The organism is Buttiauxella sp. AC142 (assembly GCF_979253435.1).
Map to the genome: position 1 here is coordinate 4349461 of NZ_CEEDCH010000001.1, position 16774 is coordinate 4366234.

A 16774-nucleotide genomic window follows, 5' to 3' on the forward strand; every position below is an offset into this window, starting at 1 on the left:
CGCCTTCAATTAGAAGGCGTTTTTTTTATTAAAAATTAGCATTCAAACCAATATCTCGCTGTGTCGCTCCCGATGTTCCTTCGGCGTTGCGTCATACTCTTTCTTGAAGACTGAATAGAAATATTGCAATGAAGGATAACCGCACATTTGCGATATTTCGTTAATAGACAACGACGTAGAAACCAGCAAGCTGCGCGCCTTTTCGAGCTTTTCAGCGTGAATCATTGCATGAATTGTTTCGCCGACTTCCTCTTTAAAACGCTTCTCAAGGTTCGACCGCGAAATCCCCACAGAATCCAATACCTGTTCTACTTTGATGCCTTTGCAGGCATGGTTGCGAATGTAGTGCATCGCCTGAATGACGGCCGGGTCATGCAAAGAACGATAATCCGTTGAACGACGTTCAACCACGCGCACCGGCGGCACCAACACGCGTTGCAGGGCAAGCGGCTCGTTATCCATCAAACGGTGGAGCAATTTAGCCGCCTGATACCCCATTTGCCTTGTCCCCTGCGCGACTGACGAAAGAGCGACGCGCGACAAGTATCGCGTCAGCTCTTCGTTATCAATGCCAATCACGCAGAGCTTTTCCGGCACCGGAATATGCAGATGTTCGCAGACTTGCAGTAAATGGCGGGCGCGAGCATCGGTGACGGCGATAATCCCGGTTTGCGGCGGCAGCGTTTGGACCCAGTCTGCCAGGCGGTTTTGGGCGTGTTGCCAATTTTCCGGAGCGGTTTCTATCCCTTGATATACCACGCCACGGTATTTTTCTTTCGCGACCAATTGGTTAAATGCATATTCGCGCTCCATCGCCCAGCGTTTGCCGCTTGAATTGGGTAAGCCATAGAAGGCAAAACGCTGCACGCCTTTTTCTTTAAGGTGCAAAAAGGCACTCTCCACCAGCGCATGGTTGTCGGTGGCTATGTAATGCACGGGTGGATAGTGTTCAGGCAAATGATAGGAGCCGCCAACGCCGACAATCGGCACATCTGCCCCATCTAACAAACGCTGGATTTCAGTATCGTCAAAATCGGCGATGACGCCGTCGCCTAACCACTCCTTGATGTTATCGATACGAGCACGAAAATCTTCTTCAATAAAAATGTCCCACTCGGATTGAGACGCCTGCAAATATTCGCCTACCCCTTCCACCACCTGGCGGTCATAGGCTTTATTGGCATTGAATAACAACGTAATGCGATGACGTTTCTCAAACATGCTTTTATTTCCTGATAACAAAACCTTAAGTGCAATACCATAACGGCAACCATGCCGGGCAACCTTCCCCCGGCATTGTGATCATTTGCACATTTATGCTCTACGCTTGGTCGCCGAATCCATCCATACGGCCAGCAATAAAATCGCGCCTTTAACGATGTACTGCCAGAACGTTGGCACATCCATCATGCTCATGCCGTTATCCAGCGAAGCCATGATAAATGCGCCCATCACCGCCCCAGCAACGCTTCCCACGCCGCCTGCAAGGCTCGTGCCGCCGATGACACAGGCTGCGATAGCATCAAGCTCAGCAATGTTGCCAGCGGAGGGAGAACCCGCCCCCAGACGCGAACTGAGAATCAAACCGGCAATGGCCACCATTAATCCATTGATAGCGAAGACGGCGAGTTTTGTGCGCTCAACATTAATACCAGAAAGTCGTGCCGCTTCGATATTGCCGCCAATCGCATAAATGCGCCGCCCAAACGCAGTACGGGTCGCCATAAACATGCCAGCCAGCAGCAATAGCGTCAGGATCAACACCGGGGTTGGCACGCCACGATAATCATTGAGTAACCAGATTGCCCCTAACACGATCACCGCCGTGATGGCCTGCCGCCCGACGACGCCTGTAGATGCGGGAGTTGCCAGTCCTAACGCCTCGCGGCGAGTGCGCATACGCCATTGCCAGGCCACAAAAATGACCAACCCCAAAGTGCCGATACCAAAACCAATTCCGTCCGGAAGGTAGCTTTGGCCGATTTGCGACATCGCCGCGCTGGTTGGCGAAACGGTGGTGCCGTTAGTAATACCAATCAACACACCGCGAAACGCCAGCATTCCGGCCAGAGTGACGATAAATGACGGCACTTTGCGATACGCCACCCACCAGCCATTCCATGCTCCCAGCACCAGCCCGAGAACCAGCGTAACGGCAATCGTCAGCGGTAAAGGCCAACCGAGCCAGACATCAAAGATCGCCGCTACGCCGCCGAGCAAACCCATCATAGAGCCGACGGAAAGATCAATTTCTGCCGAGATAATAACGAACACCATGCCTACGGCCAGAATCCCGGTAATGGCTGTTTGCCGCAGTAAGTTAGATACGTTTCTGGCGCTGAGATAAGCACCCTCTGTGGTCCAGGTGAAAAACAGCATGATGACAACAATCGCCGCAATCATGACAAAGACCTGGAGATTCAGCGCCCGTAAAGCGGCAAAAGGCGAAGCTGGGGGTGCCGTAAGTTTCATTTCAGACTGGTTGCTTTTCGACATGCTTTTCACTCCTCAGTGCGGCTTCCATGACCTGCTCCTGGGTCAGGTTGTGGTTTATCAGGTCAGCTTTGATTCGCCCCTCGTGCATCACCAGCACTCTGTCGCTAAGACCGAGCACCTCTGGCAATTCCGATGAGATAACAATGACCGCAATCCCTTGCTGAACCAGCTGATTGATTAATTTGTAGATTTCATATTTCGCGCCGATATCAATGCCGCGCGTAGGTTCATCAAGGATCAGGATGCGTGGGTTGAGCAGCAGGCAACGCGCCAGAATCGCCTTTTGCTGATTACCGCCGCTAAGGCGGCCAATCGCCAGTTCAGGCGAAGAGGTTTTTACTTTCAGGCGCGCAATAGATTGCAGGACGCAGTTTTGTTCGGCGGCATCATCCAAATGCGAGAGCGCACCTGAGAATTGGTTTAGCGCGGCCAGGGTGATGTTTTGCCCGACGGCCATCACCGGCACGATACCGTCTTTTTTACGATCTTCCGGCACCATGGCAATTCCGTGAGTAATAGCTTGCTGGCAGTTATCAATAATGACCGGCTGGTTATCAATAAATATCCGGCCTTCAGACCTCCCCGGCCAGACGCCAAATAAGCACTGCACCGCTTCGGTTCGCCCGGCCCCCACCAACCCTGCAATACCCAGGATTTCGCCCTTGTGCAGTGAAAACGAAATATCATTTACCCGCTTGATATGCCGGTTAACCGGGTGCCAGGCCGTTAGATGTTCGACACGCAGAATTTCTTCGCCAGTCTGGTGTGGTTCATTGGGGTACAGCGCGGTCAGCTCACGCCCCACCATCATGGTAATAATGTCTTCTTCACGCATTAACGCGGCATCACGCGTACCGATGGGCTGCCCGTCGCGGATAACACAGACGGTGTTGGAAATGGCTTTAACTTCATTGAGTTTGTGAGAGATATAAATGCAGGCGATACCATGCGCTTGCAGATCCCGGATGATCTCTAACAGCACTGCGGTTTCTTGCTCGGTAAGCGATGCTGTCGGCTCGTCGAGAATCAACAAGCGCACCTGTTTATTCAGCGCTTTAGCTATTTCCACAAGCTGTTGTTGCCCAAGCCCCAGCGAGCCAACACGGGTATCGGGAGAAATATTTAAGCTCACCTGTGCCAGCAGTTTTTGGCAGCGTAGTGTCATGCTGTCGTAATCCAGCACGCCATATTGTGAAAGCTCGGCACCGAGGAAAATATTCTCAAGCACTGTCAAATGCTTAACCAGCGCCAGTTCCTGATGGATGATTGCAATGCCTTTGCGTTCAGTATCGCGAATATGACTCGCCTGGAGTTTTTCACCCGCAAACCAGATTTCACCTTCGTAACTACCGTAAGGATAAATCCCGCATAACACCTTCATCAGCGTCGATTTTCCCGAGCCATTTTCGCCGCAAAGTGACATGACTTCACCGGCATCAACTGACAAGCTGACGTTATCCACGGCCTTCACGACACCAAAGGCTTTGGTGATATTTTTCATTTCCAGTAAACAAGGCATAGCCCCTCCTTTACCTGATTAAGGGTATGCCCGTGCCATGCACGGGCGCAGTGGGTTATAGCTCGCTCTTTTTATGGAAACCGTCTGCCACAACGGTTGTGTCGATGTTGGCTTTATCGACCTCGACTGGCGTCAGGAGACGTGAAGGGACATCTTTGACGCCATTATTCAACGTGGCGTCAGAAGCGGGTTGTTTGCCCTCACCGAGTTCCACGGCAATTTCGGCCGCAGTATTGGCAAGCTGGGTGATAGGCTTGTATACCGTCATGGTTTGCGTACCGGCGATAATGCGCTTCACACCGGCTAAATCAGCATCCTGCCCGGAAATGGCGACTTTGCCCGCCAGGCCTTGCGCACTCAGCGCCTGAATAGCGCCGCCCGCGGTTGCATCGTTTGAGGCCACCACCGCGTCAATTTTATTGTTATTTGCCGTCAGCGCATTTTCCATAATTTTCAATGCGTTTTCTGGCAACCAACCATCAGCCCATTGATCGCCGACGATTTTTATTTTCCCACTCTCAATATAAGGTTTTAATACTTTCATCTGCCCGGCGCGGAACAACTTGGCATTATTATCAACAGGCGAGCCACCCATCAAAAAATAATTACCAGAAGGTACTTTATTAACAATGCTTTGCGCCTGAAGTTCGCCGACTTTTTCATTATCGAATGAAATATAATAATCAATGTCGGCATTATTAATCATGCGATCATATGCTAATACTTTTATCCCCTCTCTTTTTGCCTCAGCAATGACATTACTTAATACCTGGCCGTTGTAAGGAATAATAACCAATACATCAACGCCACGGTTAATCATGTTTTCGATTTGCGACATTTGCGTTTCTTCGTTGCCGTTAGCGGATTGTACAAAGACTTTCGCCCCCAGAGACTCCGCTTTTTTAACAAAGATGTCGCGATCTTTTTGCCAGCGTTCAAGGCGTAAATCGTCTATCGCCATGCCAATTTTAACTTCTTTGGCGATGCCGCTGACACTGGTGAGAACGAGTGAGGCACACAACGTTAGTAAAAGGTTCTTAATCTTCATTTTCATATTTTTATACCTGTGTAGGGTGTAATAAATCGGATTAAAAATTATTAACATCTGTCGACCGGCTGTGATTGTTGTCTGTGAATGGCAATCCGGCAATTACAGATTTTTATCTTCCTATTACGTTTTTTTGTTTAATTGTTAATTTATGATGGCGATCTTCTTTTAAATTAGAAAAAACATTTGTTGCGTTATTTATTGGAATAACGCTCGAGATATTTCTTTCATTAATTCCTGCGTTTTTTGCGAGACAGCGCACATTTGAGCATTCTCTTAATCGCAGTGTGAAATAACGTAATTGAGCAACGCCAAAGGAAAATACAGGATGGTTACAGAATCGCTTACTTGCCGCCCCCTGATTAAGATTACGGAGTCAAATATGCAAGCCTATTTCGACCAACTCGATCGTGTACGTTTTGAAGGCACTAAATCCACTAATCCTCTGGCGTTTCGCCATTACAACCCAGATGAAATCGTTCTGGGAAAACGCATGGAAGATCACCTGCGCTTTGCAGCCTGTTACTGGCATAACTTCTGCTGGAATGGCGCAGATATGTTTGGTGTCGGTTCTTTTGAACGCCCATGGCAGCAGGCAGGTGATGCACTGGCGCTGGCAAAAGGCAAAGCCGATGTCGCGTTTGAGTTCTTCCACAAACTAAACGTACCGTATTACTGCTTCCACGATGTTGACGTATCGCCAGAAGGCGCGTCACTGAAAGAGTATCTGAATAACTTCGCGCAAATGACCGACGTGCTGGCGCAAAAACAGCAAGAAAGCGGCGTGAAGTTGCTGTGGGGTACGGCTAACTGCTTTACCAATCCACGTTACGGTGCAGGTGCCGCCACCAATCCAGACCCAGAAGTGTTCGCATGGGCGGCAACACAAGTCGCCACCGCGATGAATGCCACGCACAAATTAGGCGGCGAAAACTATGTTTTATGGGGTGGGCGTGAAGGTTACGAATCTCTCCTCAATACTGATTTGCGCCAGGAACGCGAGCAAATTGGCCGTTTCATGCAGATGGTGGTTGAGCACAAACACAAAATTGGTTTCCGCGGAACGCTGCTTATAGAACCGAAACCACAAGAGCCAACGAAACACCAATATGACTATGATGTTGCAACGGTTTACGGCTTCCTGAAGCAGTTTGGTCTGGAAAAAGAGATCAAAGTGAACATTGAAGCGAACCACGCAACACTAGCCGGTCACTCCTTCCACCATGAAATTGCCAGCGCGATTGCGTTGGGTATCTTCGGCTCTGTTGATGCGAACCGTGGCGACCCGCAGCTGGGCTGGGATACCGACCAGTTCCCGAACAGCGTTGAAGAAAACTCACTGGTGATGTACGAAATTCTGAAAGCGGGCGGCTTCACTACAGGCGGCCTGAACTTTGATGCCAAAGTTCGTCGCCAGAGCACCGATAAGTACGATCTGTTCTATGGTCATATTGGTGCCATGGATGTCATGGCGCTGTCGCTGAAAATTGCCGCACGTATGATTGAAGAGGGTGAACTGGATAAACGTGTTGCCAAACGTTATGCCGGCTGGAATGGTGAAGTCGGCCAGCAAATTCTGAAAGGGCAAATGTCTCTGGCGCAAGTTGCGCAGTACGCTGAACAACATAACCTGGCGCCGCAGCACCAAAGTGGACATCAAGAGTTGCTGGAAAACCTGGTGAATCATTATTTGTTCGACAAATAAATCTAAGCCGTAGCTGAAATGGTGGATGACGCTTCGCTTATCCACCCTACGAATTCCCGCGCCACGTTTTACGTGGCGCGTTTGTAAGGAGTCGGTATGTACATCGGAATCGATCTCGGCACCTCGGGTGTAAAAGTGATTTTGTTGGATGAGCAAGGCGAGGTGCTGGCAACACGTACTGAAGCACTGACGGTGTCGCGCCCGCATCCGTTGTGGTCTGAGCAAGATCCAGAGCACTGGTGGCAAGCGACAGACAGAGCAATGAAAGCACTTGGCGAGCAGCATTCTCTTCAGGGCGTAAAAGCGCTGGGGATTGCCGGGCAAATGCATGGCGCAACCCTGCTTGATAAGCAGCAGACCGTTTTACGCCCAGCGATTTTGTGGAACGATGGCCGCTGCGGTGAAGAATGTGTGCTGCTGGAAGCCGCCGTGCCTGAATCTCGCAAGATTACCGGCAACCTGATGATGCCAGGTTTTACTGCGCCGAAGCTGTTATGGGTTCAACACCATGAGCCTGAGGTTTTCGCGCAAATAGATAAGGTCCTGTTACCGAAAGATTACCTGCGTTTGCGCATGACCGGTGTGTTCGCCAGCGATATGTCTGACGCCGCCGGCACTATGTGGCTGGATGTCGCGAAGCGCGACTGGAGCGACAAAATGCTCGACGCCTGCCAACTCAGCCGCCAGCAAATGCCTGATTTATTCGAAGGCAGTGAAATTACTGGCAAGCTGAAAGCAGACGTGGCGCAGGCGTGGAATATGCCTGCGGTGCCGGTGGTAGCCGGTGGAGGTGATAACGCAGCAGGCGCAGTGGGTGTCGGCATGATGGACGCAGGCCAGGCGATGTTGTCGCTCGGCACCTCGGGGGTTTATTTTGCCGTAAGCGAAGGTTTCCTCAGCAAGCCGGAAAGCGCCGTACATAGTTTTTGCCACGCATTACCTAACCGCTGGCATTTAATGTCCGTGATGTTGAGCGCGGCGTCCTGCCTTGACTGGGCAGCAAAGCTGACCGGCCTGGATACCGTTCCGGCGTTACTGGCAGCGGCTGAACAAGCCAATGAAGAAGCGGGCGATGTCTGGTTCCTGCCTTACCTTTCAGGCGAACGCACACCGCACAATAATCCGCAGGCAAAAGGTATTTTCTTTGGCCTGACGCATCAGCACGGCCCGGCAGAACTGGCTCGCGCGGTACTTGAAGGCGTGGGTTACGCGTTGGCGGATGGCATGGACGTGGTGCATTCCTGTGGCGTCACACCGCAAAGCGTTACGCTGATTGGCGGCGGGGCGCGGAGTCCGTACTGGCGGCAAATGCTGGCGGATATTAGCGGGCAAACGTTGGATTACCGTACGGGGGGGGATGTCGGCCCGGCATTGGGTGCTGCACGACTGGCACAAATCGCCATGGCGCCAGAAAAACCTTTGCAATCCCTGCTTCCTCAGTTGCCACTTGAGCAGCAGCACAAGCCGGATATGTCACGCCATGAACGTTACAAATCTCGTCGCAAAGTGTTTAACCAGATTTATCAGCAGCTGTTGCCGTTGATGTCTTGAGAGTATTTTCAGAAACATGACGCTCTGGTTTTCCAGAGCGTCATCCACCATTTCAGGAGAGCAGCGTAAAAGCAATCATCCCGACCAGTGCACCGGTGGTGCCGAGGATGGTTTCCATCATGGTCCAGGTTTTCAGGGTTTGCCCTTCGGTAGCGCCCGTAAACTTACCGAACAACCAGAAACCGGCGTCGTTTACGTGGCTCACCACAATGGAACCGCCCGCGATGCAAATCGACAAGGCTGCCATTTGCGCGCCGCTATAGTTCAATTGCTCGATAACAGGCATCACCAGACCCACTGCGGTCAAACAGGCGACTGTTGCAGAACCCTGGATAATGCGCACCGCTGCCGCCAGCACAAAGCAGGTTAACGCAATCGGAAGACCTAATCCGGTTAACGCTTCACCTAAAGCCGGGCCAACACCTGAGTCCACCAGCACTTGCTTGAACACACCGCCCGCGCCGATAACTAAAAGAATGATGCCTGCAGGTTGCAGCGCGTGGCCGCAGATTTCCATGACTCGCTCTTTCGCCATACCCTGGCGGTACGCAAGGCCGTAAATCGCCACCAGACACGCGACCAGAATCGCGGTGAACGGGTGGCCGACAAACTCGAGCCATTCGTACAGCGTGGAACCCTGTTCAACGAAACGTGCAGCGATGGTTTTCATGCCCACCAGCACCAGCGGCAACAGGATCAGCGACAGGCTGAAGCCGAAAGATGGCAGTTTACCTTCGCCCAGATGCGGTTCGGAGATATCGTCAGGAATATGCAGCTCGACATATTTGCTGATGAAGTTACCAAACAGCGGCCCGGCGATAATCATGCTCGGAATTGCAGCGCATAAGCCGAGCAGAATCATCCAGCCAAAGTCGGCATGCATCTGGGAGGCAAGTAACATAGGCGCAGGCCCAGGCAGCAGAAACGCTGCGGCAGCGGCGACGCCCGCAAACAGAGGGATAACCAGCTTAACGAGGTTAGTTCCGGTGTGGCGGGCCATAGAAAACGCCACGCTAATCAGTAAAACGATCGCCACTTCGAAGAACAATGGCAGGGCGCAAATCAAGCCAGCCAGGCCAATCGCGTAATGTGCGCGACTGTGGCCGAAAGACTTCAGCATTTTGACGGCGATTTGGTCTACCGCGCCCGTTTCATGAAGAATCTTACCGAACATCGCGCCAAGCGCGACGACGATGGCGAGGAATCCGAGTGTCCCGCCCATTCCTTTTTCCATGGTTGCCGCGATTTTATCGAGCGGCATTCCGGAAAAGATCCCTGCACCAATTGAAACAACCATCAAAGCAACGAAGGCGTGCATACGCGCCTTCATCACTAAAAACAGCAACAGTAATACTGAACCCACTGCTGTTAAAACAAGAGTTAATGTACTCACTGCGCACTGCCTTTATTAATCACATCAATCGTGCTGGCGACTACGCCTTCAAGCGTTTGGTCGATATCCACCACCAGCACATCAGGTTCGTCAGATTGAGGTTCCTCCAGCGTTTCAAACTGAGTGACCAGCATCTGCGTTTTGAAGAAGTGACCTTTACGGGCTTTCAGTCGGTTTTCAATCACCTCGAAATCCCCTTTCATGTAGATGAAGGAGAGGTTCGGATTACCTTCGCGTAATTGGTCGCGATAAACTTTTTTCAGCGCAGAGCAAACAATCAGGGAAACTTTGTTGGTGCGTTGCATCGCGAAAGCTGCATCGTTCAACGCTTGCAGCCACGGCTTACGATCTTCATCGTTCAGCGGCTCGCCCGATGCCATTTTCATGATATTGCAGCGCGGATGAAGGAAATCGCCGTCGAGGAACGCGGCTTTGAGTTGATGAGCAACTTCACTTGCAACAGCAGATTTACCGCTGCCAGAGACGCCCATCAGGACGTAGATGTGGTTTTCGTGGTTGGTAGTGCTCATAGCGTAGCTCCGACTAGCGCAACAATTTGTTATAGTAAATTGTTACGGGTAACTGTTATCGGTAACATTGTCTAAGCTGCCTGCGCAATAAGCAATAACCATTAGCTTGCAAAGTGTATAACTGTGAGCTAAATCATATTTTGGGACGGTTAAATTGAACCGCCAGGAGAAAGCGTAAAGCCTAGATCGAGCATTTGCGGAGTGACCTCTTCACCGCGAATTCTCGCCAGCAAACGCTCGGCACCAATGCGGCCCATTCGTTCACGCGGCGTCAGTACGCTAGCAAGACGCGGCTCCATCACCTGGCCGATATCGTGACCGTGGAAACCGGCAATCGCCATATCTTTCGGGATGCTCAAACCCTGGCGCTGGCATTCAAACGCCGCACCGATCGCTAAGTCATCGTTGGTGCAGAAGATACTGTCGAGCTGAGGATATTCACGACGCGCCTGACGGAAGAGTTCAATACCTGTTGAGTACGAAGAAGATTGTTCAACCATCACGCTGTAAGGCACGAGGCCTGCATCAAGCATCGCTTGTTCGTAGCCCTTTTTCTTAATCACGGTACGTTCATCAAGACGAGCACCGAGATACGCGACGTGGCGGTGGCCGCGAGCAATAATCGCCGCAGTCATCTGGCGTGCAGCTTCGAAGTTATCAAACCCGACGGCGATATCGAGGCACGGAGAAATGCTGTCCATCAATTCCACAACGGGGATCCCCGCCACTTCAATCATTTTTAAAGTGCGTGGGGTATGGGTGCGTTCGGTGAGGATAAGTCCGTCGATATTCCAGGAAAGCATTGATTCCAGACGCTCTTCTTCCAGCTCCGGCTTATAGCCGTAGTGGGCGAGCATGGTCTGGTAGCCGTAAGCATCAATGACGTTTTCAATGCCACGCAACACTTCGGCAAATACCTGGTTGGTCAGCGAAGGCAGTAAGACGCCAATGGCGCGACTGGTTGAGTTGGAAAGAATGTCAGGGGCGCGGTTAGGAATGTAGCCAAGTTCATCAAGGGCGGCGGCAATTTTTACCTGTAACGCAGCGGAAACCTGGTCAGGGTTACGCAAAAAGCGGCTGACCGTCATTTTTGTTATGCCGACGCGATCTGCAACGTCCTGTAATACCGGTCTTTTCTTTTTCATTATCTTGCTGTGCGGGTTAACTATCGACAGCGAAGTTTAGCACGGACAAAGCACAACCTTCCCCCGGTTTCGAGGAAGGTTGTGACCGGTAACTATCGGTATTTATTAGACTGGAGGTAAATCGAACAAAAGAATCTCACTTTCACTATTGGCGTGAATCGAAATCGCTTGTTCATCCCATACGGCAACCGCATCGCTGGTTTTAGCCTGAGTACCGTTGATAGAGACATCACCTTTCACAACCTGCACCCAAATGCGGCGATCTGCCGGGATCTGATAGACAGATTGTTCGTCTTTCGCTAACGCCCAACGCGACAGCTCCATATCCTGGTTCACTTTCAGAGAACCATCACGCGCATCTGGCGACAACACCAGCTGGCGGCCCTGTGGCGCATCAAAACGACGCTGATCGTAACGCGGCGTGATGCCTGTTTTGTCTGGAATAATCCAGATTTGGTACAAACGTAGGCGCTCGGTGTCATTTGGGTTGTACTCGGAGTGAGTAATCCCGGTCCCGGCACTCATAATCTGGAATTCACCCGCAGGGACTTTCTCTTCGTTGCCCATGCTATCGCGGTGTGCCACGGCACCTTCGAGCACGTAAGTCAGGATTTCCATGTCTTTGTGCGGATGGGTACCAAAACCTTCACCGGCTTCCACCACGTCTTCGTTAATCACACGTAATGCCGAGAAACCCATGAAATTGGCATCGTAATAGTTAGCGAATGAGAAGGTGTGCCAGCTATCCAACCAACCATGATTCGCGTGACCACGTTCTTCAGCTTTTCTTAAAAAGATCATCTTCATTTCTCCGCAATTCGTTTGATGGACTAAGTGTGGACTCGAATCGGAAATGATCATAGAGGGTGAAAATTGACGCCTCTGTTCAAAAAAAGTGAACGAGTTTACGGCGTCAATTTTCAGGTCAGGCGAGAGTGATTGTTGAAGGCGAAGCCTGCTCGAAACCGCGTTCGAGGATCTCAAGGTTGGTCAGTGCTTCAATTTCTCTGACGTAATTGGATTTGCCGTTAAGAATGGTTTCATAAAGCGCATCGTATACGCGCCCGTAGTCGCCCATTTCCGGTTTCAGCTCTTCGCGCACGGTTTCACCCGCATCGTTCACGTACTCAAGCACGCCCACGCTGCTATCAGCCGCAAAGCCCGGTTCACCCGGCATGATGTACGCCTTGAGGCTGGTTTCTTGCTGGTCGATTCCGTATTTAATAAATGAGCCTTTGGTGCCATGAACCTGGAATTTCGGGTAGTCGATTTTCACCAGATGGCTGGTTTTGACGATGGCTTTCATATCGCCATAGAAAAGCTGCGCTTCAAAGGTATCGTCCGGATTGGCTTTATTGCGCACGCTACGAATGTCGTAGGCGACATGATCCGGGCGGCCAAACAGCGAAATAATTTGGTCCATCGTATGCACGCCAAGACCGTAAAACGCACCGTCAGCCGGTAGACCTGGTTTGGTTTCGGCAACCGGGCGATACATATCAAAGTGGCTTTCTATTTCAACAATATCGCCAAGTTTGCCGCTTTCGATGGCTTTTTTCATGGTCAGGAAGCAGGAGTCAAAACGGCGGTTTTGATACGGCGTGACGGTCAGTCCTTTGGCTTTCGCCAGCTCGAACAATTCTTTCGCTTCAGCCAGTGTTGGGGTAAACGGCTTTTCCACCAGCACATTTTTGCCTGCTTCCAGCGCGCGTTTCGCGTAATCGAAGTGGCTGTCTGCATGGGTACACACCACCACCAGTTTCACCTGCGGGTCGTTCAGCACTTCGTCTAAATCGCTGGTGAAATGAATGTGGCTATATTCTGGCTGCTGCTCGATATCAGGCTTTTCATTGCGGCGGAAGATATGGGCAACGTGAAATTTATCTTTGCGAACCAGAACGTAAGGAAGGTGGTAGCGGGTGGTGCTTTTGCCAAAACCTATAAAAGCGCAGTGTAGGGTCATTGCTTCGTCCTTTTTGACTTTGAATTGCAATTACCATACTTGAGACGGAGGCGGATGGCACCGTGATTTTGCGGCTATGGAGTTGTTTGCTTTTGGCGGAGGACGCTGCGCTTTTCCGCCCTACATAAACCAAAACATTTTAGTTTGTTCACAGCCCGCGGACAAAATGGCAAGTAAGCCAGGCTGAAAAAAGGGCAAAAAAAAGCCAGCGCAAGGCTGGCTAAGTAATACTGGAAGCAATGTGAGCAATGTCGTGCTTTCAGGTTGTCTCCGTAAGGGTCTCCCCTGAACGCATGGCAATAATAATCATTATCATTCGCACTTGTCTACTATTTTTTAGAAATAATTGGCAGTTGACGAAAATTAAAAAGTCAATAATGTTGAAGGGGTTACCTAACCAATTGAGGAGAAAAGGAATGAGCGAAATAGTGATACGTCATGCTGAAATCGGCGATGCGGAAGCTCTGCATCAACTTTACTCTCAACAGACGCCGCAACGCGACACGCTACATATTCCTTATTCTCCGCAAGGGCAGTGGCTAGAACGGTTGAAGGAACCAAAACCAGGCAGCCGTAATCTGGTCGCATGTATTGATCGAAAAGTTGTTGGCCAACTGACGTTTGCGGTAGAACCATCACCGCGCCGCAGCCACGTCGCATCCTTTGGCATAGGTGTGGACAGTAATTTTCATGGCAGAGGCGTCGCCAGCGCGTTGATGGCAGCCATGACCGACCTGTGTGATAACTGGCTGCGCGTCGAGCGTATCGAGTTGACGGTGTTTGTTGATAACGCACCAGCCCTGGCGGTCTATCGTAAATTCGGTTTTGAGATTGAAGGTACAGGCAAGAACTACGCACTGCGTGACGGGCAGTATGTGGATGCGCATTTTATGGCGCGGTTTAAGCCGGAGTAAATCGCCCTCACCCTAACCCTCTCCCTCAGGAGAGGGGACTCTACGGCTTTCTCCCTCTCCTTTGGGAGAGGGCCGGGGTGAGGGGCAACTTAATAACCCGCCGTCAAATCATCCACGGAACGCGGGTCAGATGCACCATACAGCGTGCCATCCGGCGCAACCATAATGCTTTGCGTACTGCCCATCGCCTCTTTCACCTGCACATTCTGCCCTTTATCTTTCAGCAGTTTGATGGTGTCCGGGCTAAATCCTTTTTCGACACGTAACTCATCTGGCAACCACTGATGATGGAAACGCGGCGCGTTGGTCGCTTCGGCGACGTTCATCCCATAATCAATGGTATTCATCACCATTTGCAGCACAGTGGTGATGATTCGGCTGCCGCCTGGACTACCCGTCACCAACCAGGTTTTCCCATCTTTGACCACGATAGTTGGCGACATCGACGACAATGGACGTTTGTGCGGCCCTACCGCGTTGGCATCGCCACCCACCAGCCCGTAGACGTTCGGAACACCCGGTTTGGCCGAGAAATCATCCATTTGGTTATTCATCAGAATGCCGGTATTCCCCGCCACAATACCTGTGCCGAACACGGTATTAAGGGTGTAAGTTACTGCTACAGCGTTGCCGTCTTTATCCACCACCGAGAAGTGCGTGGTCTGGTTGCTTTCATACGGGGCAAGTTTGCCCGGTTTGATTTCGCTCGACGGTCGCGCCTTGTTGATATCTATCTGTTCTGCCAATGATTTCGCATAGGCTTTGTTGGTCAGCGCCTGCCACGGTACTTTCACAAAATCCGGATCGCCAAGATATTCCGAGCGATCGGCATAAGCATATTTTTCAGCCTCTGCGGTGAGTTGCATCGCATCGGCGCTACCAAAACCGTATTTGGCGAGGTCGAAGTTTTCCAGAATATTAAGGATTTGCACGATGTGAACGCCACCGGAAGACGGCGGTGGCATAGAGAAAATCTCATAGCCACGGTATTCGCCGCTAATTGGCGCACGTTCTACCGCCTTGTAATTCGCCAGATCCGCTTTGCTGATCAGCCCACCATTTTTTGCCATTTCGTCCGCAATCTGGTCAGCAATAGCCCCTTTATAGAAAGCATCCGGGCCATTTTCAGCAATCATTTCCAGGCTTTTGGCGAGATTCGTCTGCACCAGCTTGTCGCCCTTTTGCAGCGGTTCACCATCCGCTTTCCAGAAAATAGCTTTGCTGTTTGGGTGATTCGGGATCACTTCCGCGCCATACACTTTTAAATCTTCAGCCAGTGCATCGTTCACCGTAAATCCGTCCTGCGCCAGTTTAATCGCAGGCTGAATCACTTTGTTGAGCGGCAGAGTGCCGTATTTTTCCAGCGCCATTGAGAAGCCCGCCACGGTGCCAGGTGTGCCGGAAGCAAGATGAGAAGTGAGGGATTTTTTGCTGTCAGCGTTGCCTTGCGCGTCAAGGAACATATCGCGCGTGGCTTTTTCTGGCGCCATTTCACGGAAATCAATGGCGGTGGTTTTACCGTCTTTGGTGCGCAGCATCATAAAGCCGCCGCCGCCAATATTCCCGGCCTGTGGGTGTGTTACCGCCAGCGCAAAACCGACTGCAACTGCAGCATCTACGGCATTTCCGCCTTGTTTCAGAATATCGACGCCCACTTGTGTGGCAAGGGAATCTTGTGAAGCCACCATGCCATTTTCAGCACGCACCGCATGGTGTACGTCAGCTTCAACACCATAGGATACCGGGGGTGCCGCCGGAGGGGGCGCGGCATTAACAGAAAGGCAAAGTCCTATCATGAGCGCAGGAATGGTCATCCAACGCATTACTTCTGAACGAAAAGTTTTCCACTGCTTCATCGTTGTTTTCTCCATGTTTGTCCAGTCAATCGCCCAATAAGCCTGGTCTAAAACTCCTAAATAATCTTCGTAACTACGGAAAACGATTAAACTTAGTAGATCCCCCAAATGGAGGAAGTGACGATGAAAAAAATATTACTTGTGGCAGCTTTGCTGCCGTTGACCTGTTTGGCACAGCCGATTAATACCCTGAATAATCCCAATCAACCGGGTTACCAGATTCCCAGCCAGCAACGGATGCAGCAGCAAATGCAGACGCAGCAGATACAGCAAAAAGGAATGTTGAATCAGCAGTTACAAACACAGACACGCGTACAGCAACAGCATCTGGAATCGCAGATAAACAATAATTCGCAGCAGGATATATTTAAGGTGAAGAAAACACTGCCAAACGAACTGGATGTCGGGACGCAACAGGTGTTGCCGAATACGAATGGAGGGATGCTGAGTGGCAGTGGTTCGAACGTCAGCGGGCAGGATCACATGCTACAACCGAGAACCAATGGCAGCATGCTGAATTCTCATGGTAGCTCGACGTTACAGCCGAGCATTCCGCTGAAAACTATTGGGCCGTAATGAAAACGGTGGATGACGCTATCGCTTATCCACCCTACAACACCGCAACCGTAGGTCGGATAAGCTTGCGTCATCCGA

The 16774-nt window shown here is 51.0% G+C and carries 14 protein-coding genes; 4 read left to right on the forward strand and 10 right to left on the reverse strand.

Annotation, left to right across the window (positions count from 1 at the left end; genetic code table 11):
- Positions 1-42 precede the first annotated feature (42 nt).
- The 4 genes from xylR to xylF form a co-directional block, all read right to left on the reverse strand.
- Positions 43-1221, reverse strand: coding sequence for a D-xylose utilization transcriptional activator XylR (xylR, locus tag AC0IWZ_RS20300; RefSeq protein ID WP_034499487.1), 1179 nt, complete (start codon positions 1219-1221; stop codon positions 43-45).
- 93 nt (positions 1222-1314) lie between these two features.
- On the reverse strand, positions 1315-2496 hold the full coding sequence (gene xylH, locus AC0IWZ_RS20305; RefSeq protein WP_471678605.1) for a xylose ABC transporter permease XylH: 1182 nt from the start codon (positions 2494-2496) through the stop codon (positions 1315-1317).
- Complete coding sequence (locus AC0IWZ_RS20310; protein ID WP_471678604.1) at positions 2474-4015, reverse strand: xylose ABC transporter ATP-binding protein; 1542 nt, start codon at positions 4013-4015, stop codon at positions 2474-2476. Before AC0IWZ_RS20310 ends, xylH begins: the two co-directional genes overlap by 23 nt.
- 55 nt (positions 4016-4070) lie before the next feature.
- A complete protein-coding gene (xylF, locus tag AC0IWZ_RS20315) occupies positions 4071-5063 on the reverse strand; it encodes a D-xylose ABC transporter substrate-binding protein (protein WP_034499627.1) in 993 nt (330 codons plus the stop codon).
- Positions 5064-5445: 382 nt separating this feature from the next.
- Here xylF and xylA point away from each other — a divergent pair, with 382 nt between their 5' ends.
- Both xylA and xylB read left to right on the forward strand, forming a co-directional pair.
- Complete coding sequence (gene xylA, locus AC0IWZ_RS20320) at positions 5446-6768, forward strand: xylose isomerase (protein WP_034499493.1); 1323 nt, start codon at positions 5446-5448, stop codon at positions 6766-6768.
- 96 nt (positions 6769-6864) lie between these two features.
- On the forward strand, positions 6865-8319 hold the full coding sequence (xylB, locus tag AC0IWZ_RS20325) for a xylulokinase (protein WP_471678603.1): 1455 nt from the start codon (positions 6865-6867) through the stop codon (positions 8317-8319).
- 52 nt (positions 8320-8371) lie between these two features.
- Here the strand turns inward: xylB and gntU are convergent, their stop codons facing one another.
- From gntU to AC0IWZ_RS20350, 5 genes are all read right to left on the reverse strand, one after another.
- Positions 8372-9712, reverse strand: a complete 1341-nt coding sequence (gene gntU / locus AC0IWZ_RS20330) for a gluconate transporter (protein ID WP_034499497.1) — start codon at positions 9710-9712, stop codon at positions 8372-8374.
- A complete protein-coding gene (gene gntK, locus AC0IWZ_RS20335; RefSeq protein ID WP_471678602.1) occupies positions 9709-10242 on the reverse strand; it encodes a gluconokinase in 534 nt (177 codons plus the stop codon). The genes gntU and gntK overlap by 4 nt, the downstream gene beginning before the upstream one ends.
- A gap of 149 nt (positions 10243-10391) precedes the next feature.
- The gene (gene gntR, locus AC0IWZ_RS20340) at positions 10392-11387 is read right to left on the reverse strand and encodes a gluconate operon transcriptional repressor GntR (protein ID WP_034499500.1); all 996 of its coding nucleotides are present in this window, start codon (positions 11385-11387) and stop codon (positions 10392-10394) included.
- Positions 11388-11492: 105 nt separating this feature from the next.
- A complete protein-coding gene (locus AC0IWZ_RS20345; protein WP_034499502.1) occupies positions 11493-12188 on the reverse strand; it encodes a pirin family protein in 696 nt (231 codons plus the stop codon).
- A 124-nt stretch (positions 12189-12312) separates the two neighbouring features.
- Positions 12313-13350 (reverse strand): oxidoreductase, encoded by a 1038-nt coding sequence (locus tag AC0IWZ_RS20350; protein ID WP_471678601.1) that lies wholly within the window; start codon positions 13348-13350, stop codon positions 12313-12315.
- A gap of 416 nt (positions 13351-13766) precedes the next feature.
- Between AC0IWZ_RS20350 and AC0IWZ_RS20355 the strand changes: the two genes are divergently transcribed.
- Complete coding sequence (locus AC0IWZ_RS20355; protein ID WP_034499507.1) at positions 13767-14264, forward strand: GNAT family N-acetyltransferase; 498 nt, start codon at positions 13767-13769, stop codon at positions 14262-14264.
- Between the two features lie 89 nt (positions 14265-14353).
- Here the strand turns inward: AC0IWZ_RS20355 and ggt are convergent, their stop codons facing one another.
- Positions 14354-16120: a gamma-glutamyltransferase gene (ggt, locus tag AC0IWZ_RS20360; RefSeq protein ID WP_471678600.1), complete on the reverse strand. Its 1767-nt coding sequence runs from the start codon at positions 16118-16120 to the stop codon at positions 14354-14356.
- Between the two features lie 123 nt (positions 16121-16243).
- Here ggt and AC0IWZ_RS20365 point away from each other — a divergent pair, with 123 nt between their 5' ends.
- Positions 16244-16696 carry a DUF2756 family protein gene (locus tag AC0IWZ_RS20365; protein WP_471678599.1) on the forward strand — a complete coding sequence of 151 codons (453 nt, stop codon included), beginning with the start codon at positions 16244-16246 and terminating at the stop codon, positions 16694-16696.
- Positions 16697-16774: the final 78 nt, after the last annotated feature.